Origin of the sequence: Pseudomonas hunanensis (assembly GCF_013393325.1) — a bacterium.
GTDB lineage: Bacteria > Pseudomonadota > Gammaproteobacteria > Pseudomonadales > Pseudomonadaceae > Aquipseudomonas > Aquipseudomonas putida_P.
Genome location: NZ_QJRC01000074.1, coordinates 92,021 through 116,316, shown reverse-complemented (window position 1 = coordinate 116,316; position 24,296 = coordinate 92,021). Strand labels below are relative to the sequence as shown.

Below are 24,296 nucleotides of genomic sequence, written 5' to 3'. Positions count from 1 at the left end.
ACTCCCTCGAGAGTGCGGCTAAGCTGTCTATCTCACCCCGCACCGAGGTGTCCCGCATGACTCAGCACTGGCCTGCCGGCGAGATCGCCCGGATGATCCTCGATGGCTTCGACGACTATCGCGAGCACTTCCGCCGCATCACCCTCGGCGCGCGCGAGCGCTTCGAACAGGCGCGTTGGCAAGATATCCAGCGGGCCGCCGCTGCACGGATCAACCTGTACGAACAGAAGGTCGGCGAGGTCAATGGCTGGTTGCGTGATGCATTCGATGATGAGGTGCTGCTGGAGGTGGAGCAGTGGCCTCTGGTGAAAAGTGCCTACATCCGCCTGATCGACCCACGGCTGGACGATGAACTGTCGGAGACCTGGTACAACTCGTTGTTCTGCAGTTTGTTCAGCCATGACCAGATCAGCGACGGCTGCATGTTCATCCACACCACCCGGCCATCGATCCGCAGCCACCAGCGCGCTGCGCAAACCCGTACCTATCGCCTTGATGCCAGCCTCCAGAGCCTGTTGCGGGCAATCTTCGCTGACTACGCGTTCGCTTATGGCGACCTTGAAAGCGACGTGTCACGGCTTGAAGCGCAACTGCGTGAACACCTGCCGGACTGGGTATGCAAGGACTCGACGCTGACGGTTGAGCTGTTTTCGCCTGTGCTGTACCGCAACAAGGGGGCCTACCTGGTCGGCAGGCTGTACAACAGCGATGAGCAGTGGCCGCTGGTGATCCCGCTGCTGCACCGCGAAGGCCATGGGGTGGAGGCCGATGCGTTGATCACCGACGAGGCCGAGGTGTCGATCATCTTTTCCTTCACCCGCTCGTACTTCATGGTCGATGTGCCGGTGCCGGCGGAGTTCGTCAACTTTCTCAAGCGTATCCTGCCGGGCAAGCATATTGCCGAGCTGTACACGTCGATCGGTTTCTACAAGCACGGCAAGTCGGAGTTCTATCGGGCGTTGATCAACCACCTGGCCAACAGCGATGACCGCTTCATCATGGCGCCGGGGGTGCGTGGCATGGTCATGAGCGTATTCACCCTGCCGGGCTTCAATACGGTGTTCAAGATCATCAAGGACCGTTTTTCGCCGTCGAAAACAGTCGACCGGGCCACGGTGATCGACAAGTACCGGCTGGTGAAAAGCGTCGACCGAGTGGGGCGCATGGCAGATACCCAGGAGTTTGCCGATTTTCGCTTCCCACGTGACAAATTCGAGCCGGAGTGCCTGGCCGAACTGCTCGAGGTAGCACCGTCGACGGTGGTGCTGGAGGGCGACACGGTGCTGATCCGACATTGCTGGACCGAGCGGCGCATGACGCCGCTGAACCTGTACCTTGAGCATGCCAGCGAGGGCCAGGTGCTGGAGGCGCTGGAGGATTATGGCCTGGCCATCAAGCAGTTGGCGGCGGCGAACATCTTCCCCGGCGACATGTTGCTGAAGAACTTCGGCGTTACCCGCCATGGCCGGGTGGTGTTCTACGACTATGACGAAATCAGCTTTTTGACCGAGGTGAATTTCCGCCACATCCCGCCGCCGCGTTACCCGGAGGACGAAATGTCGGGCGAGCCGTGGTACTCGATCGGGCCCCATGACGTGTTCCCCGAGGAGTTTCCGCCGTTTCTGTTTGCCGATATGGGCCAGCGGCGGCTGTTCAGCCGTTTGCATGGTGAACTGTATGACGCGGATTACTGGAAGGGGCTGCAGGCGGCGATACGCGAGGGGAAGGTGATCGATGTGTTTCCCTATCGGCGCAAGGGGCGTTAGGCCTCAGCGAGCGTTGGTCCGCCGAGACCTGGGGTGTTGTTACAGCAGCCTGAGTACGAGGTTGGCACCGGCCCGCAGGTACTCGACCTGGGCCATCAATGCATCGCGGACAATCGCTTCGCCAGTATCCGTGAGTTTGGCGTTCTTGGCCTGTAGCGCTGTCAACTGCAGCAGTTGCATGGTGACGTCCATGGAGTTCATGTAGGCCTTCAGCGTGCTGTTGCGGGTGCCGAACAAGCCAATGAGGTTTTCCATGCGTTTGTCCGCTTCTTCGCGGACCTGCTGGTATTCTTCTATTGATATCACACCGTCTGACGCTATGGTCTTCAACAGTTCTTCAAGCGTGCCTGAAATGAAAGGGTTGAACTCTTTTTTGATTGTCGATTCAGCGTTCATGCACCTGATCCTCGCGATAATGGTAGGGGCATGGCCTGGGTTTCAGGCCAAGCCGACAGCGTGCATGAGCCGATCCAATGCTTGTGTTAGATAGCTGCCACACCGCTACCGCATCAAGGTGATAGCTCAGGCGGGTGCACCTTTCAGGCACTTCAAATCACTGAAATCGGTACGTACTTTGCCCAACCGCTCCTGTAAGAACCGCCGCTGCTGCGGGGTGCTTTGCTGCACCAGATCCACCAGCAAGCTGCGCGCCTGCCGCTCGGTGTTCTGATAGGCCGCCTGGTATTCGGGTGTCCACAAACTCTCCTTGTGCTGCAACAAGGTCGCCAGGCGCGGCTCGAAGCTCGCGTCGTTGCGTTGGTTCATCGCCAACAGTAATTGCTGCTGCCAGTGGGCCCGGTTGGCGATCCATTCTCGGTTCTGATCGCCCAGCGCTTCGGACCAGGCCCGCACACGTTGTTTTTGCACCGGGGTCAGCTCGCCAAACCACGGTGTCAGGCGTTTTTCCATACGTTCGGTACGGCGGGCGATCTGCTTCGGCAGAGGGGTATCCACGTATTGCTTCTGCCGCTCACTGATGTCGTCGCGGAAGGCCGCGCGCATCTCAGCTACCTGGCTGTCGCTCATACCACGCAGCAACTCGGTGGCCGAAGGGGTGATTTCCTCGGCCACCCGGCCAATCGCTTCGCGGGCCTCGCGGGTGCGTTGCTGCAGGGCCTGGTCGGTAACCTGGTCGTCGGCGACCATGCCGCGTATTCGGTCCAGCCAGTCGAGGTAGCCGGGCAGCTGAGTCTTGCAATGCCAGGCCAGGTGCTCCTTGAGCCGGTCGTCGAGCAAAGCCTTCTGCTCGCGGTTCATGTCCAGGTAATCACCCAGCGACCATGGCACCAGGCGGTCGAGGTTGCGGTAGGCCAGGTCGATACGGCTGCAGGCGGCCAGGGCCGCAGCGAAGCCGATGGTGATGAGCAGGGCTTTGGACAGGCGTAGGGGCATGTGCTGTTCCTTGCATTGGCAACCAATCGGTAGAGGTAAGGGTAGCCGCAGGGTTCCACCGTATCGTTGCAATGGCGGTTTCCTTCCATCGGCAATCTCACTATTATTGCGACTAATTCTTATCCGCATCGTTACAAGGATGATTGCGTGTACAAGGTCCCGCCTGCACCGCACGATGACATGCACTGCCTGTACCGCGACCACAGCGGCTGGCTGCAAGGCTGGCTGCGCCGGCGTCTGGGCGATCGCGAGCGGGCGGCGGACCTGACCCATGACACGTTCCTGCGCCTGATCGCCAGCACGGTGGCCCACCCGCTGCGCGAGCCGCGTCATTTTCTGGCGACGGTGGCCAAGCGGGTGATGGTCGACCATTTGCGCCGGCGCTCGCTGGAGCAGGCCTATCTGGAAGCCTTGGCGCTGGAGCCAGAACTGGTTGAGGCGTCACCCGAGCAACGGGTGCTGCTGCTGGAAACGCTGTTGCAACTCGATGCCATGCTCGATGGCTTGAACCACAAGGTGCGCCAGGCGCTGTTTCTTTCCCACCTCGAAGGCTTGAGCTACGCCGAAATTGCCGAACGCCTTGGGGTGTCTGTCAGTTCGGTGACCAAATACATCGCCAAGGCCACCGAGCAGTGCCTGCTGTTTGCGCTGGATGCCGAACTGTGAGCCCGGCGCAGCAACGCCAGGCCCTGCGTGATGCGGCGCAGTGGCATGCCCGCTTGAGTGCCGGGGCGGACTATCAGACGCTGTACCAGCGTTGGCAGGCCTGGCATCAGGGCGACCCGATTCATCAGTGGGCCTGGCAGCGCCTGGAGGCCTTTCACGCCGAGTTGAGCAGCGTGCCGTCGACTGTGGCACAACGAACGTTGGCGGTGGAACAGCCGTTGACTGGCCGGCGCACTGTGCTCAAGGGCCTGGTGCTAGGCCTTGGCGTGTCGGGCCTGGCCTGGACCGGCTACCGCCAGACGCCACTGTGGCTGGCCGATGTACGCACCGCTACGGGGGAACGGCGCCAGCTGCGGTTGGAGGATGGCACACAGCTCACGCTTAACACGGCCAGTGCCGTGGACATCCGCTATGACCACCAGCAGCGGCTGATCATCCTGCGCGCTGGAGAAATCATGGTGACCACGGCCAAGGATGCACGGCCACTCAGCGTGCGCAGCCAGCAGGGCGAGATGCGTGCGCTGGGCACGCACTTTGTCGTGCGCCAGTTGGACGGGCAGACCGAACTGGACGTGCTGGAACATGCCGTTGCCGTGCGTAACCGCCCAGAGACCGAGCCGTTGCGGGTGGAGGCGGGCATGAGCCTGCGCTTTGGTTCCGGGCCACTGCCTGCGCCACAAGTGCTCGACCCCAATCGGGATGAGTGGGTGAATGGCCGGCTGGTGATCGACAACTGGCCGCTGGGCCAGGTGCTGGATGAGTTGCAGCGCTATCGCCCCGGCTTTATCGAGTGTGCCAAGGAGGTTGCCCATCTACGCCTGTCTGGGGCCTTCCCGCTGGACGATACCGCGCGCGCGTTGCAGGCGATTGCCCAGGCGCTGCCGGTGCGGATCGAGACCCGCACGCGATTCTGGGTGAGGGTGCGGCCTTTGGCCTGAAACTGTCATTGGGGCAGCAGATCGTTTTTAAAAATATTTCTCGTTTGCATTGTCGGTTTTCCAATTTCACACGACCCCTCCTGCAAACCGCCACCACAGGCCTTTGAAGGAGCCCCTCATGCCACGCCGCGTTACCCCTCACTGCTACCCCAGAAAACCCCTCGTCGTTGCCATGTTCAGTGCCGCCTTGCTGCTGCAGGCCACGGTGATTCATCCGCTGAGTGCGGCAGGGCAGGCCCGTGCCGTCGAAGCCACTCGCAGCTATGCCATTGCCAGCGGGCCATTGGGCGCGGTGCTCAGCCGCTTTGCCAGCGATGCCGGGGTGGTGCTGTCGTTCGAGGCCGAGCTGACCCAGGGTAAGCACAGTACGGGTTTGCAGGGGACATACAGTGTCGACCAAGGGTTTGCCCGGTTGCTGGCAGGGAGCGATCTACAGGTGATGGCCGCCAGTAATGGAAATTACCTGCTTTTGCCGCGTACGAAGGATGGCGCACTCGAGCTGGGCGCAACCAGCATCAATGCCTCGGGCCTGGGGGCTACGACGGAAGGGACGGGGTCTTATACGACCGGGTCGACCAATACGGCGACCAAGATGAACCTGTCGATTCGAGAGACACCGCAGACGATTAGCGTCATTACCCGCCAGCGCATGGATGACCAGCAACTGCATACCATGAGCGAAGTGCTGACACAGGCCCCCGGAATTACCATGTCCCAGGACGGCGGCGAGCGCTTCAATATCTATTCACGCGGCAGCCAGATCAATACTTACCAGATTGATGGGGTGACCACGACGCAGGAAAACCAGACACGCACCATGCCTGGCACCTTGTTGGACATGGCCCTGTACGACCACGTGGAAATTGTGCGTGGTGCTACCGGCCTGATGACCGGTGCAGGCGACCCCAGCGGCGTAGTCAACGTCATTCACAAGCGCCCGACTGCGTATTTTCAATCCTACGTGCAAGGCACAATCGGCTCTTGGGACTACAACCGCCTCGAAGCAGACGTCTCCGGTCCGCTGATCGACAGCGGCAAGCTGCGTGGCCGCTTCGTGGCTGCCAAGCAGGACAACAACACCTTCATGGACTGGTACAGCCAGGATAAGAACATTGCCTATGGCGTCATCGAAGCCGATGTTACCGATACCACCTTGGTGCGTTTCGGCGTCGACTATCAGACCTACAAGGCCACTGGCGCCCCTGGCGTACCCTTGATGTACAACAATGGCCAGCAAACCAACTTCTCGCGCTCGACCAGCGCCGGGGCACGCTGGGCCTACGATGACTATGAAACCTTCAACTACACCATCAATGTCGAACAGCAGCTTGCCAACGATTGGCAGTTGAAAGTGGCCGCAAACTACATGGACGTAGACCGGGACGTCGGCGTAGCCTACTACGCAACCAACAGCCTGACCTCCAGCCTGGACCCGGCAACCAACCGTGCTAACGCTGAGCGAGGGAAATCGTGGGCTGACCAGACCCAAAAAGGGGTGGACGTGACCCTGCAAGGGCCATTTCAAGCGTTTGGACAGACCCACGAGCTGATAATCGGCTACAACTACCAGCAATATGACAACACGCACTTTTCCTACACCGGCGGCACCCAAGGTTTCGATTTCGATACGTGGGATAACGAACTGCCGAAACCGGCCAGCTACACGCCACTGCTGGACTTCAACATCAACTCACGGCAAAGCGGTTACTTTGCGGCAACACGCCTCAACTTCACCGATGATCTCCACGTGATCCTGGGGGCGCGCGGCAGCAACTACGAATACAACTATTACTCTAAGGTGCTCAATGCCATCCCCGAACGGGACCCTACCGTGTATGGAATGCGCGAACGTGGCGTGGTCACACCCTATGCCGGCATCGTCTACGACGTGACGCCTGAGCAATCGGTTTATGTCAGCTACACCGACATTTTCAAACCGCAATCGAACCGGGACATCGACAACAAACCACTGGATCCCGTGGAAGGCACCAACTACGAGGCCGGTTGGAAGGGTGAGTTCTTCGACCGCCGCCTCAATGCCAACGCCGCGATCTACTACATCAAGCGTGACAATCTGGGTGTTGCCACGGGCGAGACGATTCCAGGTACCAGCGACATCGCCTATAAAGCTGTCAGTGGTGCCGAAACCAAAGGTGTCGACCTGGAGCTTTCCGGCGAGGTACTGCCAGGCTGGAGCGTACAATCCAGCTACAGCTGGTCCCGTACCGAAGACTCCGATGGCAACCGCCAGCTGACCCAGTTGCCCACAGACACGTTGCGTTTCTGGACTACCTACCGCCTGCCTGGCGAATGGGACAAGCTCACCGTCGGCGGTGGCGTCAACTGGAACTCGGGTACGTCACTGTACTTTAGCCGCTACCAGACTCGGGCTAAACAGGATGACTACTATGTGGCCAGCCTGATGGCACGCTACCAAGTCACCGATCACCTCAGCACCACCCTCAATATCAACAACCTGTTCGACGAAAAGTACTATGCGGGCTTTGCTGGCAACTACGGGCACTACGGTGCACCGCGTAACGCCATGTTGAACCTGCGCTACGATTTCTGATCCAGCGCCCCAAAAGCTCAAGCGCAAAGGGGCAACCGTCCGGAAGCTTTGACACCACCCCATGTCTATCCGGAAAATAGCCCCCTTGTCTTGAGGATCATCGGAAATGGCTCTGCTTGGGCGTTACAACAGTTTGCAAATCGTGAAACACGTGGACTTCGGTCTGTACCTGGACGGCGGCGCCGATGGCGAGATCCTGCTGCCCGGGCGCTATATCCCGAAAAACGCCGAGACCGAGGTCGATGACTGGCTGAACGTGTTCATCTACCTGGACAGCGAAGACCAGCTGATCGCCACCACCGAGAAGCCCAAGGTGCAGGTGGGCGAGTTCGCCAGCCTCAAGGTCAAGGACATCAACGGTGCCGGTATCTTCCTTGACTGGGGCCTGTCCAAGGACCTGCTGATGCCGTACTCGGAAGAGGCACGGCCGCTGAAGATCGGCGATTACTGCGTGGTGCACGTGTACCTCGACAAGCGCACCCGCCGCATCACCGCCACCTCGCGTCTGGACCGCTACCTCGACGTTACCCCGGCCGACTACAAGGTTGGCCAGCCGGTCGAGTTGCTGGTGGCCGGCGAAACGCCGATGGGCTTCAAGGCCATCATCAACAACCGCCACTGGGGTTTGATCCACAAGAACGAGGTGTTCAAGTTCCTGCGCTCGGGCATGCACGAGAAGGGCTTCATCAAGGAAGTGCGCCCGGACGGCAAGATCTCGCTGAGCCTGCAGCCGGTCGGCGCGGCCCTGGCAGACACCCTGCAAGAGCAGATCATGGCGCGCCTGGAGGCCGAAGGCGGGGTGTTGGGTGTGTGTGACAAGAGCGATCCTGCGTTGATCAGCAAGCTGTTCAACGTCAGCAAGGGCAACTTCAAGAAGGCCATTGGCGGGTTGTTCAAGCAGGGCCTGATCGTCATCCATGACGATCGGATCGAAAAGGCCTGATCAGGCCTGCACGAAGGTACGGAAGTCCAGCTGCTCACCACCGGGACGGGTGTCGCGCAGCAGCGAGTCGCGGTCGGCGCTGAGGGCCAGGCTGATGGTCGAGCGGCGCTTGCCGGGGTTGCGCACTTCCATTTGCTCCTGGTGAGCTTTGAGGAAGTTTGTAGGCACCTTCAGGTGCTGCAGCTCATCGCTTTCCGGGTTGTGCAGCAGCAAGTTGACCCAGTCGGGCTGGCCCTTGCGCAGCAGCGCCACCGGCACTTCGAACCACCACAGGTTGCGCTTGCGGTCGAGGATGGCGAACAGGGTATTGCTGCTGGTCAGCACCGGCCGGGCCAGTGCTTCGTTGCGCCGGGCAATGGCGGCGGGTTTGTCGAGTTTCATGCAGGTTCCTGCGGGTTGACGCTATGAAGGCCTGCATTGTGAGGGGTGGCACCGGGCGGGGCAAGGCTTGTAACGTGCGGTGCGTATGCGGGCCCTTTCGCGGGCAAGCCTGCGAAAGGGCCGGTACTTCACCGGCGAACCGGCAGGCTCAATTCAGACGTTGCCCCATCGGCAGTGGTCACCGTCGCAGTAAAGCTGCGCAACTCGCCCATATTCTCCAACACCTGCGCAAACCGCGCCTCGCCCTGCGGGTCGCTGTTCACCAGCACGTCCCCAAGGTACTGCTGCGCCTCGGTGCCATCGGCCTCGGCATTGCCAAAGAACTCCACCCGCAGCAGGCTCGACGCCGGCCCCTGCACTTCTCCACGCAACACATTGCCTTCCAGCGCTAACAGCCGTGGTGCCTGCTGGTTATGGTTGGGTAGCGGCTGGCACGGCTTGGGCTCGCCCTTGGCATCGCAGATGATCGCCTGGTCTTGCTTGGCAAGGTCGGCCCCCACCCCACGCGACCCCACATACAGCGCATGCGCCTGGGCCGGCACGCCAAACACGATGGCGCCGGTGCGCTGGTCGGGCACGCATGAACCGCCGGCCTCGCAGCGGCGGATGTCCTGGCTGTTACCCCAGATGCGGTTGGCGCTCAGGCGCGTGGCGGTAATGTCCGGCTCCGGGCGTAGGGCCACGCCGATGCGGTTGCCGTGGATCAGGTTGCCGTCGAGGATGTTGCCCTCGCCGGTGACGCTGACACCGATCGAGTTACCGCTGAAGGTATTGGCCGCCAGGTAATTGCGCTTGCCCCAGTTGATCTGCAGGCCGTCGGAGTAGTTTTCGAACCGGTTGCGCACCACGCTGTTGTCGTTGCCCAGCAGAATCTCGATGCCTTGGGAGGGCTCAGGGTTGGCTGCGGTGGAGCGGAACAGGTTGTCGGCCACCAGGTTGAACGCCGCACCGCGGGTCAGCTCCAGGCCGTCGCCGTTGTCGATCAGCTGGTTGCGCAGCACCTTGTTGTAGTTCGTGGTGGTGGCGGTGGGGTTACCGGCGCCGTCGTCGCCGGTCAACATGATGCCCGCGCCGCCCTTGTTGGCGACGATGCGGTTGTCTTCGATCACGTTGTAGCTTGCGCGGTTGACCAGGATGCCGATGCAGAAATTGCGCACTTCCAGGCCGCTCAGGTGCACGCCCTGGGTGTCACGCAGCACCAGCCCGGGGTTGGTGGTGGTGCGCACGTTGGTGCCGAACTGGCCGGGCAGGGCGCCGGGGCAGGTGTGTACGCCCTGGTCCTTGATGTAGGCCGAGCCGTCGATGGCGATGTATTGGCCGTTTTGTGCCCAGGGCAGGCCGGTGATACGTACCGGGCCTTTGATCTCCGGCAGTGCGCGGCTGGGGCGGATGACATAGGGCGGCTTGCCCACGGCCGCAATATCGATGCGGTAGTGGCCTGGGTTCTGGTTGCTGGTTTCGATGGCCCAGCGCAGCGAGCCGGGTTGGCCGTCGTCGGCATAACGCTCGACACGCAGGGTTTCGGGGCTGGCCGGTGCGGCGGCCAGGGTGGGCAAGGGGAGCAGTGGCAGCAAGGCCACCAGCGCAGGCATCAAACGCATGGGTGTGGGTATCCGAAAACATTGTTCTTATCGAGTGTCCGCCTGCTTCGGGCGGACGTTTGCGGGGATTCTAGGGCAGCCGTACTGACTGCGCAGGGGCGCGGTGGCGATTGGGTGCGGTATTCGCCCGCAGATTTACCGCTCGGCTTATGGAAGGAAAATTCGTTGAAACTCCTGATGAAGGCGTTGGGTCCACCTACTGTCGACACGGTCCACGTGTCTCCATTTGCAGGAGTTTTGCCATGAGCGGTACCAAAGACAAAGCGAAAGGCCTGGCCAACGAAGCGATCGGCAACGTGAAGCAGGGAGTCGGCAAGGTGACCGACAACGACAAGCTGCGGGCCGAGGGCAAGGCACAGGAACTCAAAGGCGAGGCGCAGCAAATCAAGGGCAATGTGAAGGATGCGGTGAAAAAGCCTTGATTCGAGGTGGTTTGTGCCGCCCCCTTCGCGGGCAAGCCCGCAAAGGGGGCGGCACTGTCGTAAGCAAATTCTTCAATCATGGCCGGGAGCAGCACAGCAACGACAGGGTCTATTAGACTTGCCTGTTGTAATGATCAAGCGGCGAAAGGAGACGCTATGATTTTCCCCGACCTGCGCGGCCTGCCCCTGCACCGCGTGCTGGTACGCACCGTCAAGGAATTCCTCGACGACGAGATGTCCACCTATGCCTCAGCGCTGGCGTATCAGGCGCTGTTCTCGCTGTTCCCCTTCCTGTTGTTTCTGATTGCCCTGATCGGCTTTCTGCACTTGCCGGACTTCTTCTCCTGGCTGCGCTTGCAGTCGGAACTGGTGTTACCGCCCCAGGCGCTGGAGCAGGTCAACCCGGTAATCGACCAGCTGCAGCAGTCCAAGGGCGGGCTGTTGTCGGTAGGTATCGTGATTGCCTTGTGGACTGCCTCTGCCGGCGTGCGCCTGATGATGAGCGCCATGAACGCCGCCTACGACGTGCCTGAAGGCCGCCCGGTGTGGAAGCGCATCCCGCTGTCCATTTTCTACACCGTGGGCCTGGCCGGTATGCTGCTGGCGGCCGCGGCATTGATGGTGCTGGGCCCTCAGGTGATGGAGTGGATCGCTGCCCAGATCGGTATGCAGGAGTTCATCGTCACCCTGTGGACCATCCTGCGCTGGCCGGTGATCATCATCCTGTTGATGGTGGCGGTGGCGCTGATCTACTACGTGATGCCCGACGTGAAACAGAAGTTTCGCTTCATCACCCCAGGCTCGGTGCTGGCGGTGGTGGTGTGGATCGTGGCCTCACTGGGCTTTGCCTATTACGTGAAGACCTTTGCCGACTACAACGCCATGTACGGCAGCATTGGTGCAATCATCGTGCTGTTGCTGTATTTCTATATCTCGGCCGCCGTGCTGCTGCTCGGCGCCGAAATGAATGCGGTGATCGAGCACATGTCAGCCGAAGGCAAGAACCCGGGCGAAAAAGACTTCGACGGGGAAAAGCCCAAGGAAACCTTGACGGTACTGGGCCACGAGCACCCGAACCCGAGCGAGCCTCATACCGTCGAGCCGAACCCCCGATGATCCGTGACATTCTCAAGATGGGCGATGAACGCCTGCTGCGCATCGCCCCGCCAGTGCCTGAGCACATGCTCGGCACTGCCGAACTGCAGCAACTGATCGACGACATGTTCGAAACCATGCGCCATGTGGGCGGTGTGGGCCTGGCCGCGCCGCAGATCGGCATCGACCTGCAACTGGTGATTTTCGGCTTCGAGCGCAGCGAGCGTTACCCCGATGCCGAGGCGGTGCCGCAGACCATTTTGCTGAACCCGGTCATCACCCCGACCTCCAGCGAGGTCGAGGACGGTTGGGAAGGTTGCCTCTCGGTGCCCGGCCTGCGTGGCGTGGTGCCGCGCTTCAAGCATATCTGCTACGAAGGCATCGACCCCCAGGGCAACCCGATCAACCGCTTTGCCGACGGCTTCCATGCGCGGGTCGTGCAGCACGAGTGCGACCACTTGATTGGCCGACTGTACCCCTCGCGTATCCAGGACTTTGCCAAGTTTGGTTACACCGAGGTGCTGTTCCCTGGGCTTGAGGTCAGCGACGACTGACCCCGCTGCAAGGCGACAAGGCATTTGCTGCGCTGGTAGCGTTGCAGGCGGCCGGCCAAGGCTTCTGGCAGTTGTTGAGCCAGGTCGAAACCCAGGCGCTGATAGAAGGGGACAAGGTCGGGATGGCAGAACAGCCAGACAGGCCTGCGAGCCTGTACCAGCGCCGCCTCCACCAACCGTGCTGCCACCCCCTGACTGCGCTGCTGTGGGTCGACGAACAGGCCGGTCAGCCAGAAACCCTCACCCACCGCACTCAGGCTCAGCCCGGCAATGATGCCTGGGGCCCTTGCTACCCACAGTTCGGCGTCGCTTGCCGCGCGCATGCGTGAGCCGTGCTGGCGATAAAAGTGGTCCAGTAAACGGCGTTCTATGTCCGAAAGTTTCGAACAGGACATTTTTTCAGAAATGGCGAGCCCTACCCTGAAACGTGGCCAGAGGCTCTGGCCTGATGATTTGCGGCCACTTTGTCGCAGATTGTTGCAAAACCGGCAAGGGTGAATATCCGACTCTGGGGTTCAACTATTGCTGGCCGGGAGTAGAATTTTATTCGTCCCCCCTGGCAGTACGAAGCGGGATCGGTACTTCGTGCCATCTTCACCGTAGATGGCAACTTCTCCGCGCCGGATACGGCAATAGAAGTCAATCGATCAGCTTGAATGCTCAAAAGGCAAACCCACATGAAACCATTACTGATTCTTGCATTGGTCGGTATGTCCTCGTTCGCCCTTGCCGATGAGGTCACACCCGTCTCCAGCCAGCCTGTGGCCCAGCAGTACGACTACTCCATGAACCTGGACATCAAGCGGGTGATCAACTTGTCGACCATCCCCAATGTCTGCGAGGTGGTACCTGCGACCATGACTTACGAAGACCACCAGGGCCAGGTGCACACCATCCAGTACCGAGCCATGGGTGAGGGTTGCCAGCAGGGCTGATCGACAAATATCCATTCTACTAGGTGATGGCTCCATCGCCGGCAAGCCAGCTTGCCGGCGATGGAGCCATCACCTTTCAGAATTTTCTACAAGCCATGTCGATTCCTTCAGACATCGTTCGACAATAGGTGAAGGTACGCTCCACGCCGTGCCCAAACCCATTGTCCTGTCGGAGGAACCCCGATGAGCACCGCAGCCGAAACCGAGATCCGCCAACTGATCGAGCGCTGGATGCAGGCCGTGCGCGATCGCGACATCCCCAACATCACCGCCCCCTATGCCGATGACATTGTCGCCTTCGATGCCATCCAGTCCCTGCAATTCAAAGGCAAAGCCCCCTACACCGCGCACTGGGAAATGTGCATGAACATGTGCACGGGCCCCATGGTCTTCGAGCTTGCCGAACTCACCGTGCACGCCGCTGGCGGCCTGGCCCTGGCCCATTGGCTTAACCGCTGCGGGCCGGGGGATGACGAAAGCCAGTGCGGCTTCATGCGCGCCACCGTGGGCTATCGTCGTCAAGGTGGCCAGTGGCAGGTGATCCACGAGCATTGGTCGGCACCGTTCGACATGAAAACGCAAAAAGCCCTGTTCGATCTCAAGCCCTGAGCCGTTATCGCCAAACGCACTTTGCCAATGCTCTGGAGGTGACCATGAAATACCTGTGCCTGGTCTATTGTGACGAGGGGTTGCTGCACAGCCTTCCCGACAGCCCGGAAGACGCCGAATGCATGGCTTACGCCGAAACCATTCACGGTTCTGGGCGCATGCTGGCGGCCGAGGCGTTGAAGCCGGTGCAAACGGCGACCACGGTGCGCGTGCGCAAGGGGCACATGAGCCTGACCGATGGCCCCTTCGCCGAAACCAAGGAGCAACTGGCCGGCTTTTACCTGGTGGAGGCCCGCGACCTCAACGAAGCACTGAATATCGCCAAGGGCATCCCTGCCGCGCGGGTTGGCAGTGTTGAGGTGCGCCCGGTGCGCGAACTGCAACCCTGATAGCCAAGGAGAACAACCAGCATGAGCCTTGCACCCACTGCGCAAGCGCAACACGAGTTGTCCATCAGCCGCCTGATCGACGCACCACCGGCCAAGGTATTCCGTGCCTGGACCGACCCCCAGTGGCTGATGCAGTGGTGGGGGCCGCACGGCATGACCACCCCGGAGTGCGAGATGCAGTTATGGGCCGGCGGCCTGTTTCGCACCCTGATGCGGGCCCCGGATGGCAGCGAGTACCCGAACCAGGGCGTATTTCTGGAAATTGCCGCGCCGCGCCGGTTGGTGTTCACCGATGCCTTCGGCCCCGGTTGGGTGCCGTCGGACAAGGCCTTCATGACTGCCGTGATCAGCTTTGACGAGGAACAAGGCAAAACTCGCTATACCGCCCGTGCCTGGCACTGGACTGCCGCTGACTGCCGTGCCCACGAGGAAATGGGCTTCCACCAGGGCTGGGGAGAAAGCCTGGACCGCCTGGTGGAGGTGGTGACCCAGCGGATGCCCGACTAATGACGGCACTGGCGCAGGTGCGCGCCGAAGTCGAGGCGGTGTACCGGCGTGAGTCGCGGCGCATCCTGGCGACGTTGATCCGCTTGCTGGGTGACTTCGACCTGGCCGAGGAGGCCATGCATGATGCCTTCTTCATCGCCGTCGAGCGCTGGCAGCGCGACGGCATACCCGATAACCCAAGGGCATGGCTGGTTTCCACCGGGCGCTTCAAAGCTATTGATGCGTTGCGCCGACGCGCCCGTTTCGACCGCTCCCAGGCAGACCTGAGCATGCTGCTCGAAGGCCAGGCGCAGGATCCCAGTGACGACGAACTGCTGGCCGATGACCGCCTGCGGCTGATCTTTACCTGCTGCCACCCGGCACTGTCGGCTGACGCCCAGGTGCCATTGACCCTGCGCGAAGTGTGCGACCTGACCACCGAGCAGATCGCCCGTGCCTTCCTGCAAAGCCCGGCCACCATTGCCCAGCGCATCGTCCGCGCCAAGGCCAAGATCCGCGAGGCCGGCATCCCTTATCAAGTGCCGGAACTGAACGAACTGCGCGAGCGCCTGGATAGCGTGTTACGGGTGATCTACCTGGTGTTCAACGAGGGCTATTCGGCGTCATCGGGCGAGGCACTGCTGCAGCAGGACCTCAGTGATGAAGCCATTCGCCTGGCGCGGTTGCTTGTGCAGTTGCTGCCCGACCCGGAAGCGGTCGGCCTGCTGGCCTTGATGTTGCTGCAGGCGTCCCGGCAGCAGGCACGTATCGATGCCCAGGGCAACCTGGTGGTGCTGGAACAGCAGGACCGCAGCCTGTGGGACCGGCCACGCATTGAAGAGGGCTGCGAACTGGTGCGCCAGGCCCTGCAGAGCCGGGCGTTTGGCGCCTATACCGTTCAGGCGGCGATTGCTGCCGTGCATGCCGAAGCGGCAACGGCTGAACAGACAGATTGGGCTGAGATCGTTGGGCTTTATGACGTGTTGCAGCGTCATTGGCCGTCGGCGGTGGTGGAGTTGAACCGGGCGGTGGCGCTGGCGAAGCGAGATGGGCCGGAGGTTGGCCTGCGGGTAGTCGAAGGGATTCTGGCGCGGGGTGAACTGCTGGACTATCACCTGGCGCATGCGGCGCGGGCCGAGCTGCATTATCAGCTGGGGCAAATGGAGGAGGCGCGTGCGGCCTGGCGGCAGGCACTGGCGTTGACCCGACAGGCGCCGGAGCGGCGGCATATCGAGCAGCGGTTGAAACTCATTGAATGATGTTGGCGATACCGGCCTCTTCGCGGGCTTGCCCGCGAAGAGGCCGGTATTGGCTTATCAGTTTTCAGCTAGCCACAAAATTCGGCGGCGACACCAGTTCGACGGTCTGCTGCTTGCGCGGTGCCAGGATCTCGGCTTCACCCTGGACCACCAGCTCATCGTTCTGGTTGTACACATTGGTCGCGATGCGCACCTTGAACTTGGGCAACTTCTCGAGAATTTCCAGCCGCACGGTCAGGGTGTCGCCAATTTTCACCGGTTTCTGGAAGCTCATCTGCTGGCCCAGGTAGATGGTGCCAGGGCCAGGCAGGGTGCAGGCCACTGCAGCACTGATCAGCGCGCCGCTGAACATGCCATGGGCAATCCGCTCGCGGAACATGCTCTTTGCGGCGAACTCGGCATCCAGGTGAACCGGGTTGTGGTCACCGGACATCGCAGCGAACAGCTGGATGTCGCGTTCTTCGACGGACTTCTTGTACTCGGCTTTCTGGCCGACTTCGAGGGCTTCGTAAGGCGTGTTGGTGACCTGGGACATCGGTGCTTCCTTAAGCGTTGGGCGAGGGCGGCTATCATTCACTGCGCACAGGGCGGCCAAGGGCCAGCGCCTGTTCAAGCCAGCCGAGAATATCGGCGGTGACCTCGTCACGGTTGGTTTCGTTGAGTACTTCATGCCGCGCATCAGGATAGACGCGTAGCCGTACATGTCGATTGCCGGTCGCGCGCAGGGCGTCGGCCAGATGGGTAAGACGCTTGCCAGCACTGACCGGATCACATTCGCCACCAATTACCAGTATTGGCAGGTTGGGATCGATCTGCGCGAGGTTACTCGGCTGGCTGATCTGCGCCAACCCTTGCAGCAGGTCCAACCACAGCTGGTTGCTGCAGCGAAAGCCGCACAACGGGTCGTTGACGTACTGGTCGACCTCGCCGGGGTCGCGGCTGAGCCAGTCGAATGCTGTGCGGTTGGGCTTGAAGGCCTTGTTGAACGAACCAAACGACAACCACTCGATCAGTGCACTTTTACCCAACGGCCCTTGGCGCCAGGCCTCAAGCCGGGCAATCAGCCGTGCCACGCGGTACAGCGCCGCCGGCTGGTAGTTGGAGCCGCTGAGGATCGCCCCGTGCAGGCTGCCACTGTGGTGCAACAGGTAGGCCTGGGCAATATAGCTACCCATGCTGTGGCCAAGCAGGAACAGTGGCGTGCACGGGTATTGCTGGCCGATGTGCTGGGCCACGCGTCCGAGGTCGTTGACCACGGCATTCCAGCCATGATGGCGGGCGAACAGGCCGAGGCTGCCCTGTTCGGCGGTGCGCCCGTGGCCGCGTTGGTCGGCAGCGAACAGGGCAAAGCCGGCCTCGCTCAGGGCATGCCCCAGGCGTTGGTAGCGCCCGGCATGCTCGGCCATGCCATGGGCCAGCAGCACCACGGCCTTTACTGGCGTGGCCGGCAGCCATTGGTGTACGTACAGGCTGCAGTGCTCGCTGGCGGGTAGCCAGAAGGCGTCGTGGGGCATGGCGGGTCCTTGTGCGAGCGGTTACCCGGACAGTGTATGCACAACCGGCCGGATTGCAGGAAGGGCACAAATAAGATTCACAATGTTAATGGCGGCACTTGGCGTATATGCCGCCTTGGGCTTACCTGCTAACGTCGGATCAACGCCTTTTTGCCAGCAGGCAATCGGGTAGAGGACAAAAGGACGCAGTGCAGGTCCAGGCAGAGGAACAATAATAAATGCAAGCCGAATTCTGGAATGACAAGCGCCCGGCGGGCGTGCCTTCCACCATCGACATCAACGCCTACGCCTCGGTCGTCGAGGTGTTCGAACGCTCCTGCAAGCGCTTTGCCGACCGCCCGGCGTTCAGCAATCTGGGCGTGACGCTGAGTTATGCCGAGCTGGAGCGCCATTCGGCAGCCTTCACTGCCTGGTTGCAGCAGCACACCGACCTCAAGCCGGGTGACCGCATCGCGGTGCAGATGCCCAATGTGCTGCAGTACCCCATCGCCGTGTTCGGTGCCATGCGCGCCGGGCTGATCGTGGTCAACACCAACCCGCTGTACACCGAGCGCGAGATGCGCCACCAGTTCAAGGACAGCGGCGCCCGTGCGCTGGTGTACCTGAACATGTTCGGCAAGCGCGTGCAGGAAGTGCTGCCCGATACCGGTATCGAATACCTGATCGAGGCGAAGATGGGCGACCTGCTGCCCACCGCCAAGGGCTGGCTGGTCAACACCGTGGTCGACAAGCTGAAGAAGATGGTGCCGGCCTACAATTTGCCCCAGGCGGTGCCGTTCAAACAGGTGCTGCGCGAGGGCCGTGGGCTGTCGCCCAAGCCCGTGCCGCTGAACCTCGACGACATCGCCGTGCTGCAGTACACCGGCGGCACCACCGGCCTGGCCAAGGGCGCCATGCTCACCCACGGCAACCTGGTGGCCAACATGCTGCAGGTGCTGGCGTGCTTCTCGCAGCACGGCCCCGATGGGCAGAAGCTGCTCAAGGACGGCCAGGAGGTGATGATCGCGCCCCTGCCGCTTTACCACATCTATGCCTTTACCGCGAACTGCATGTGCATGATGGTCACCGGCAACCACAACGTGCTGATTACCAACCCTCGGGATATTCCCGGCTTCATCAAGGAGCTGGGCAAGTGGCGATTCTCTGCGTTGCTGGGCCTCAACACCCTGTTTGTTGCGCTGATGGACCATCCTGGTTTCCGCCAGCTGGATTTCTCGGCGCTGAAAGTCACCAACTCCGGCGGTACGGCGCTGGTCAAGGCAACCGCCGAGCGCTGGGAAGCCCTTACCGGGTGCCGCATCGTCGAAGGCTACGGCCTGACCGAAACCTCGCCTGTGGCCAGCACCAACCCCTATGGTCAATTGGCGCGCCTGGGCACAGTGGGTATTCCGGTGGCGGGTACTGCATTCAAGGTCATTGATGATGACGGCAACGAAATGCCGCTGGGCGAGCGCGGCGAGTTGTGCATCAAGGGGCCACAGGTGATGAAGGGTTACTGGCAGCAGCCCGAGGCCACGGCCCAGGCCCTGGATGCCGAAGGCTGGTTCAAGACCGGTGACATCGCGGTGATCGACCCGGACGGCTTCACCCGCATCGTCGATCGCAAGAAGGACATGATCATCGTCTCGGGTTTCAACGTGTACCCCAACGAGATCGAGGACGTGGTGATGGGCCACCCCAAGGTCGCCAACTGTGCAGCCATCGGCGTGCCGGACGAGCGCTCCGGCGAGGCGGTGAAGCTGTTCGTGGTGCCGCGCGAGGGCGGGCTGAGCGTGGATGAGCTGAAGGCCTACTGCAAGGCCAATTTCACCGGCTACAAGGTACCCAAGCACATCGTGCTGCGCGAGTCGTTGCCAATGACGCCGGTAGGCAAGATTCTGCGGCGGGAGTTGCGCGACATCGCTTGAGGTAAGTGTTGGCTACTTTGCGAGCAAGCCCGCTCCTACGTCGGTCTTTGTAGGAGCGGGCTTGCCCGCGATTGCCTCGAACAGCTCTAACAGGCCAATTACAGCCTGATCTGCGACATTTTGGTTAAAAACTCTAAAAATGACCTGTATTGTTCATTGAGTCATTTTTGTGACCGCAAGGCCTGTTTTGGCCTCTAGGCGACCCCAGGCAAAGCTGTTACTCTCGGCCCGCTTTCAGATGATCCGGTTTGCAACGAACCGTCATCTCATATCAATAATAAGCGCATCGACGCGTGAATCGAACTTCGCTGTTGCTGAAGGAGTGGGCTTCCATGATCGAAAATTTTTGGAAGGATAAGTACCCAGCCGGGATTACGGCGGAAATCAATCCTGACGAATTCCCCAATATCCAGGCAGTACTCAAGCAATCCTGCCAACGCTTTGCCGACAAACCGGCCTTTAGCAACCTGGGCAAGACTATCACTTATGGCGAGTTGTATGCGCTGTCGGGGGCGTTTGCCGCCTGGCTGCAGCAGCATACCGACCTCAAGCCGGGTGACCGCATTGCCGTGCAACTGCCCAATGTCCTGCAATACCCGGTCGCGGTCTTCGGCGCCATGCGTGCCGGGCTGATCGTGGTCAATACCAACCCGCTGTATACCGCGCGGGAGATGGAACACCAGTTCAACGACTCCGGCGCCAAGGCCCTGGTGTGCCTGGCCAACATGGCCCACCTGGCCGAAAAGGTGGTACCCAAGACCCAGGTCAAACACGTCATCGTCACTGAAGTGGCCGACCTGCTGCCGCCGCTCAAGCGCCTGTTGATCAACAGCGTGATCAAGTACGTGAAGAAGATGGTGCCGGCCTACAGCCTGCCACAAGCCGTGCGCTTCAACGACGCCCTGGCGTTGGGCAAGGGCCAGCCGGTTACCGAGGCCAACCCGCAGGCCAACGATGTGGCCGTGCTGCAATACACCGGCGGTACGACCGGCGTGGCCAAAGGCGCCATGCTGACCCATCGCAACCTGGTGGCCAACATGCTGCAGTGCCGGGCGCTGATGGGCTCGAACCTGCACGAAGGCTGCGAGATCCTCATCACCCCGCTGCCGCTGTACCACATCTATGCCTTTACCTTCCATTGCATGGCGATGATGCTGATCGGCAACCACAACGTGCTGATCAGCAACCCGCGTGACCTGCCGGCCATGGTCAAGGAACTGGGCAAGTGGAAGTTCAGCGGTTTTGTCGGCCTCAACACACTGTTCGTTGCCCTGTGCAACAACGAGGCGTTCCGTGCCCTGGACTTCTCGGCGCTGAAAATCACCCTGTCGGGTGGTATGGCCCTGCAACTGAGCGTGGCCGAGCGCTGGAAGGCCGTTACTGGTTGCGCCATCTGCGAAGGTTACGGCATGACCGAAACCAGCCCGGTGGCGGCAGTGAACCCGGCGGAGGCCAACCAGGTGGGCACCATCGGTATTCCGGTGCCATCGACCCTGTGCAAGATCATCGACGACGCCGGCGACGAGCTACCGCTGGGCGAAGTGGGCGAGCTGTGTGTGAAGGGCCCGCAGGTGATGAAGGGCTACTGGCAGCGCGAAGACGCCACTGCCGAGATTCTCGACAGCGAAGGCTGGCTGAAGACCGGTGACATCGCCCTGATCCAGGCGGACGGTTACATGCGCATCGTCGACCGCAAGAAGGACATGATCCTGGTTTCTGGCTTCAACGTGTACCCCAACGAGCTGGAAGACGTGCTGGCGGCCCTGCCGGGCGTGCTGCAGTGTGCAGCCATTGGTGTGCCGGACGAGAAGTCGGGTGAAGTGATCAAGGTATTCATCGTGGTCAAGCCGGGCATGACCGTGACCAAGGAGCAGGTGATGGAGCACATGCGTGCCAACGTTACCGGCTACAAGGTGCCGCGCCAGATCGAGTTCCGCGACGCACTGCCGACCACCAACGTGGGCAAGATCCTGCGCCGCGAATTGCGCGATGAAGAACTGAAGAAGCAAGGCTTGAAGAAGATCGCCTGATCAGAAGCCTGAACGGCCAGTGTGGGAGCGGCGCAAGGCCGCTCTCACACTGGCCGAGATACTTCTAGAGAAGGTGAGATCAGCGCAGTTTTTCAAGCATCTGGTAGTACCACATCCCCGCCGCCAGCAGCGGGTTCCCCAACAAGTCCCCCATCGGCACCCGCACATGCTTGCACTGGGCAAAGGTGTCGAACTTCTCCAGCGTCCCGGTCAACGCCTCGGCCATGATCTCGCCCATGATGTGGCTGGTGGCAATGCCATGCCCCGAATAACCCTGGCAATACCACACGTTGTCCGACAGCTTGCCCAACTGCGGGATGCGGTTGACCACGATACCCATGGCGCAGCTCCACTGGAACTCGATCGGCACGCCTTTCAATGCCGGGAAGGTGCGCTCGATGCACGGGCGCAGTTCGCCTTCGATGTCCCGTGAGTCACGGCCGGAATAGTTGGCGCCACCGCCGAACAACAAGCGCTTGTCGGCGGTCAGGCGGTAGTAGTCGAGCACGAAGCGGCAGTCGTACACCGCCAAGTCCTGCGGGTTGATCTGTTCGGCCAGCTCACCCAGCGGCGCAGTGGTGACGATGCCGCCCATGGCCGGGAAGATCTTGCCCTTGAGCTGGCGCTTTTCCAGTTTGTGATACACGTCGCCGGCCAGCATCACCTGGCGTGCCTCGACCCTGCCGTGGGCAGTGACTACCGCCGGGCGCGGGCCATGGACGATGTCCAGCACTTCGGAGTTTTCGAAAATCAGTGCGCCCAGGCTGTGCGCAGCTCGGGCTTCACCCAGGCACAGGTTGAGCGGGTGCAGGTGCAAATTGCGCAGGTTTTTCAACGCGCCCAGGTACAACGGGCTTTGCAGGTGCTCGGCCACGGCAGCGCGGTCGAGCAGTTGCACCTGCTCGCCCATGCCACGGCGCCGGGCCTCGGCCTCGAATGCGCGCAGCTCGTTCATGTGCGAGGGCTTCATCGCCGCATGCAGATGGCCGTGCTTGAGGTCGCAATCGATGCCATAGCGCGCCACGCGCTGCTCGATTACCTGGTGCCCGCGCCAGCGCAAGTGCCAGATGAAGTCATCGACTTCGCTGCCCAGGTGGCTACGCATCTGCGAGCGCATGGCCTCGTCGCCCGACAGGCTGCCGGTGACCTGGCCGCCATTGCGCCCACTGGCGCCCCAGCCGATGCGGTTGGTTTCGACGATGGCGACCTTCAGGCCACGCTCGGCCAGCTCTACCGCGGTGGCTACGCCAGTGAAGCCACCGCCGATGATGGCTACGTCCACCTGTACGGTACCCTTGAGTTGGGGGTACTCGGTGTGGTCGTTGAGGGTGGCGGTGTAGTAGGACGGCGCGCGCTGCGCCGGGCCGTTGTTCAATGCTGCGTTCATGGGTGTTCCTTGTTATGTAGGGGCTCAGGCCTGGTGCAGGTACCAGCGCCAGTCCTGTTCGCTGACTTCGGCCATGAACTGGCGGTACTCGGCGCGCTTGACCTTCAGGTACACGCCAAGGAAGTCTGCGCCCAATGCTTCACGGGCCCAATGGGAGTTTTGCAGGGCGTCGAGGGCGGTCAGCCAGTCGGTGGGCAGGTGTTCGGTGGCCTGGGCATAGCCGTTGCCTTCGACCGGTGCGCCAGGGTCCAGCTGTTCGCGGATGCCTCGGTGGCTGGCTGCAAGGATCGCGGCTGCAGCCAGGTAAGGGTTGGCATCGGCGCCGCAGATGCGGTGTTCCACATGTCGGCTGTTGGCCGGGCCGCCTGGCACGCGCAGGCTCACGGTGCGGTTGTCCACGCCCCAGGTCGGCGCCAGGGGCGCATAGCTGTTGGCCTGGAAGCGGCGGAACGAGTTGGCGTTGGGGCAGAACAGCAGCAGCGAGTCGCGCAGGTGGCGCAGCATGCCAGCCACCGCCTGGCGCAGCAACGGGGTGCCGGCTTTGTCTTCGCTGGCGAACAGGTTGTTGCCCGCGCTGTCGGCCAGGCTCAGGTGCATGTGCATGCCGGTGCCGGCCAGTTGCGCGAATGGCTTGGCCATGAAACAAGCCTGCATGCCGTGGGCATGGGCCACACCTTTCACCAGGCGCTTGTAGCGCACCGCCTGGTCCATCGCCTGCAGTGCATCGCCGTGCTCGAGGGTGATTTCCACCTGGCCGGGGGCGTACTCGGAGATGGCCGTGCGCGCAGGGATGCCCTGGGCCTTGCAGGCGGCGTACAGGTCGGCGAGAAACGGCTCGATCTGCTCCAGTTCGCGCAAGCCATAGACCTGAGTGCTGCGAGGGCGACCGCCATCGTTGTCCAGCGCCGGTTGCGGGCGGCCCTGGGCATCACGCTGCTGGTCGAGCAGGTAGAACTCCAGTTCGCAGGCCATCACCGGGTGATAGCCGTCGGCCTTCAATGCTTCGATGGTGCGCAGCAGCACATGGCGTGGGTCGGCGATGCTCGCCGGCAGGCCCTCGCTCGGGTGCATGCTCACCTGCACGGCGGCGGTAGGCACCCGGCGCCAGGGCAGGCGCACCAGGCTGCCGTCAAGCGGGTAGGCGCGGCAGTCGATATCGCCGACGTCCCACACAAGGCCTGAGTTTTCCACGTCGTCGCCGTTCAGGGTCAGGCCGAGGATGGTGCTGGGCAGTGGCCGGCCGGTCTGGTACACGGCCAGCAGTTCGTCGCGGTGCAGCAGCTTGCCGCGTGGTACGCCGTTGGCGTCGAGGATGAACAGCTCGAACAGCTCGATATCGGGGTTGTCGGCCAGGAAACGGGTAGCCTGCTCTACGGGTGCAAAGTGCATGATGGATTCGCTCACGAGCGCACAGGGCCTCCGCGCAAGCAGGCGGCCCAGTTGAGTCAAA

Annotated in this window: 24 protein-coding genes; 15 read left to right on the top strand and 9 right to left on the bottom strand. The window is 61.6% G+C overall.

From position 1 onward, the window contains the following. Positions 1–56: 56 nt before the first annotated feature. The gene (gene aceK / locus DM807_RS07450; protein WP_179027215.1) at positions 57–1,766 is read left to right on the top strand and encodes a bifunctional isocitrate dehydrogenase kinase/phosphatase; all 1,710 of its coding nucleotides are present in this window, start codon (positions 57–59) and stop codon (positions 1,764–1,766) included. A 39-nt stretch (positions 1,767–1,805) separates the two neighbouring features. Here the strand turns inward: aceK and DM807_RS07445 are convergent, their stop codons facing one another. Both DM807_RS07445 and DM807_RS07440 read right to left on the bottom strand, forming a co-directional pair. Next, entirely contained in the window at positions 1,806–2,162 is a 357-nt protein-coding gene (locus DM807_RS07445) for a hypothetical protein (protein ID WP_060515018.1), read from the bottom strand. Between the two features lie 126 nt (positions 2,163–2,288). Further along, entirely contained in the window at positions 2,289–3,158 is an 870-nt protein-coding gene (locus DM807_RS07440) for a DUF6279 family lipoprotein (protein WP_012273648.1), read from the bottom strand. 147 nt (positions 3,159–3,305) lie between these two features. Here DM807_RS07440 and DM807_RS07435 point away from each other — a divergent pair, with 147 nt between their 5' ends. The 4 genes from DM807_RS07435 (at position 3,306) to DM807_RS07420 (ending at position 8,277) form a co-directional block, all read left to right on the top strand. Continuing rightward, on the top strand, positions 3,306–3,824 hold the full coding sequence (locus DM807_RS07435; protein ID WP_305728966.1) for a sigma-70 family RNA polymerase sigma factor: 519 nt from the start codon (positions 3,306–3,308) through the stop codon (positions 3,822–3,824). Next, positions 3,821–4,762, top strand: coding sequence for a FecR domain-containing protein (locus DM807_RS07430; protein ID WP_060515019.1), 942 nt, complete (start codon positions 3,821–3,823; stop codon positions 4,760–4,762). The genes DM807_RS07435 and DM807_RS07430 overlap by 4 nt, the downstream gene beginning before the upstream one ends. A 118-nt stretch (positions 4,763–4,880) precedes the next feature. Then, the gene (locus DM807_RS07425; protein WP_179027214.1) at positions 4,881–7,334 is read left to right on the top strand and encodes a TonB-dependent siderophore receptor; all 2,454 of its coding nucleotides are present in this window, start codon (positions 4,881–4,883) and stop codon (positions 7,332–7,334) included. 106 nt (positions 7,335–7,440) lie between these two features. Then, positions 7,441–8,277 (top strand): CvfB family protein, encoded by an 837-nt coding sequence (locus tag DM807_RS07420; protein ID WP_012273644.1) that lies wholly within the window; start codon positions 7,441–7,443, stop codon positions 8,275–8,277. On the opposite strand, the gene DM807_RS07415 is transcribed toward DM807_RS07420, so the two are convergent. Further along, entirely contained in the window at positions 8,278–8,658 is a 381-nt protein-coding gene (locus tag DM807_RS07415) for a hypothetical protein (protein ID WP_012273643.1), read from the bottom strand. 128 nt (positions 8,659–8,786) lie between these two features. Next, positions 8,787–10,259, bottom strand: coding sequence for a right-handed parallel beta-helix repeat-containing protein (locus tag DM807_RS07410; protein WP_179027213.1), 1,473 nt, complete (start codon positions 10,257–10,259; stop codon positions 8,787–8,789). Positions 10,260–10,501: 242 nt separating this feature from the next. On the opposite strand from DM807_RS07410, the gene DM807_RS07405 reads away from it, so the two are divergent. The 3 genes from DM807_RS07405 to def all read left to right on the top strand — a co-directional run bounded on the left by DM807_RS07405 (position 10,502) and on the right by def (position 12,330). Continuing rightward, positions 10,502–10,681 carry a CsbD family protein gene (locus tag DM807_RS07405; RefSeq protein ID WP_003254639.1) on the top strand — a complete coding sequence of 60 codons (180 nt, stop codon included), beginning with the start codon at positions 10,502–10,504 and terminating at the stop codon, positions 10,679–10,681. Between the two features lie 156 nt (positions 10,682–10,837). After that, positions 10,838–11,797 (top strand): YihY/virulence factor BrkB family protein, encoded by a 960-nt coding sequence (locus DM807_RS07400; RefSeq protein WP_012273641.1) that lies wholly within the window; start codon positions 10,838–10,840, stop codon positions 11,795–11,797. Continuing rightward, complete coding sequence (gene def / locus DM807_RS07395; RefSeq protein ID WP_012273640.1) at positions 11,794–12,330, top strand: peptide deformylase; 537 nt, start codon at positions 11,794–11,796, stop codon at positions 12,328–12,330. Before DM807_RS07400 ends, def begins: the two co-directional genes overlap by 4 nt. On the opposite strand, the gene DM807_RS07390 is transcribed toward def, so the two are convergent. Next, a complete protein-coding gene (locus DM807_RS07390) occupies positions 12,285–12,653 on the bottom strand; it encodes a GNAT family N-acetyltransferase (protein WP_012273639.1) in 369 nt (122 codons plus the stop codon). The two genes, def and DM807_RS07390, sit on opposite strands and share 46 nt — an antisense overlap. Before the next feature lie 354 nt (positions 12,654–13,007). Here DM807_RS07390 and DM807_RS07385 point away from each other — a divergent pair, with 354 nt between their 5' ends. The 5 genes from DM807_RS07385 (at position 13,008) to DM807_RS07365 (ending at position 16,008) form a co-directional block, all read left to right on the top strand. Further along, entirely contained in the window at positions 13,008–13,265 is a 258-nt protein-coding gene (locus DM807_RS07385) for a DUF2790 domain-containing protein (RefSeq protein ID WP_060494661.1), read from the top strand. Positions 13,266–13,448: 183 nt separating this feature from the next. Beyond that, a complete protein-coding gene (locus tag DM807_RS07380) occupies positions 13,449–13,874 on the top strand; it encodes a YybH family protein (protein WP_179027212.1) in 426 nt (141 codons plus the stop codon). A 44-nt stretch (positions 13,875–13,918) separates the two neighbouring features. Continuing rightward, a complete protein-coding gene (locus DM807_RS07375; RefSeq protein WP_012273636.1) occupies positions 13,919–14,263 on the top strand; it encodes a YciI family protein in 345 nt (114 codons plus the stop codon). Positions 14,264–14,284: 21 nt separating this feature from the next. Next, a complete protein-coding gene (locus tag DM807_RS07370) occupies positions 14,285–14,770 on the top strand; it encodes an SRPBCC family protein (RefSeq protein ID WP_012273635.1) in 486 nt (161 codons plus the stop codon). Beyond that, positions 14,770–16,008 (top strand): RNA polymerase sigma factor, encoded by a 1,239-nt coding sequence (locus tag DM807_RS07365; protein ID WP_012273634.1) that lies wholly within the window; start codon positions 14,770–14,772, stop codon positions 16,006–16,008. The genes DM807_RS07370 and DM807_RS07365 overlap by 1 nt, the downstream gene beginning before the upstream one ends. 64 nt (positions 16,009–16,072) lie before the next feature. Here the strand turns inward: DM807_RS07365 and DM807_RS07360 are convergent, their stop codons facing one another. Together DM807_RS07360 and DM807_RS07355 are read right to left on the bottom strand one after the other, a co-directional pair. Next, positions 16,073–16,543: a MaoC family dehydratase gene (locus DM807_RS07360; RefSeq protein ID WP_012273633.1), complete on the bottom strand. Its 471-nt coding sequence runs from the start codon at positions 16,541–16,543 to the stop codon at positions 16,073–16,075. A gap of 34 nt (positions 16,544–16,577) precedes the next feature. Then, complete coding sequence (locus tag DM807_RS07355) at positions 16,578–17,522, bottom strand: alpha/beta hydrolase (RefSeq protein WP_012273632.1); 945 nt, start codon at positions 17,520–17,522, stop codon at positions 16,578–16,580. A 218-nt stretch (positions 17,523–17,740) separates the two neighbouring features. On the opposite strand from DM807_RS07355, the gene fadD2 reads away from it, so the two are divergent. Together fadD2 and fadD1 are read left to right on the top strand one after the other, a co-directional pair. After that, entirely contained in the window at positions 17,741–19,429 is a 1,689-nt protein-coding gene (gene fadD2 / locus DM807_RS07350; protein ID WP_069943269.1) for a long-chain-fatty-acid--CoA ligase FadD2, read from the top strand. A 332-nt stretch (positions 19,430–19,761) separates the two neighbouring features. After that, the gene (fadD1, locus tag DM807_RS07345; protein ID WP_179027211.1) at positions 19,762–21,459 is read left to right on the top strand and encodes a long-chain-fatty-acid--CoA ligase FadD1; all 1,698 of its coding nucleotides are present in this window, start codon (positions 19,762–19,764) and stop codon (positions 21,457–21,459) included. Positions 21,460–21,538: 79 nt separating this feature from the next. On the opposite strand, the gene DM807_RS07340 is transcribed toward fadD1, so the two are convergent. Continuing rightward, positions 21,539–22,846, bottom strand: coding sequence for an NAD(P)/FAD-dependent oxidoreductase (locus DM807_RS07340; protein WP_179027210.1), 1,308 nt, complete (start codon positions 22,844–22,846; stop codon positions 21,539–21,541). Positions 22,847–22,870: 24 nt separating this feature from the next. Continuing rightward, positions 22,871–24,235 carry a glutamine synthetase family protein gene (locus tag DM807_RS07335; RefSeq protein ID WP_012273628.1) on the bottom strand — a complete coding sequence of 455 codons (1,365 nt, stop codon included), beginning with the start codon at positions 24,233–24,235 and terminating at the stop codon, positions 22,871–22,873. Between the last annotated feature and the right edge of the window lie 61 nt (positions 24,236–24,296).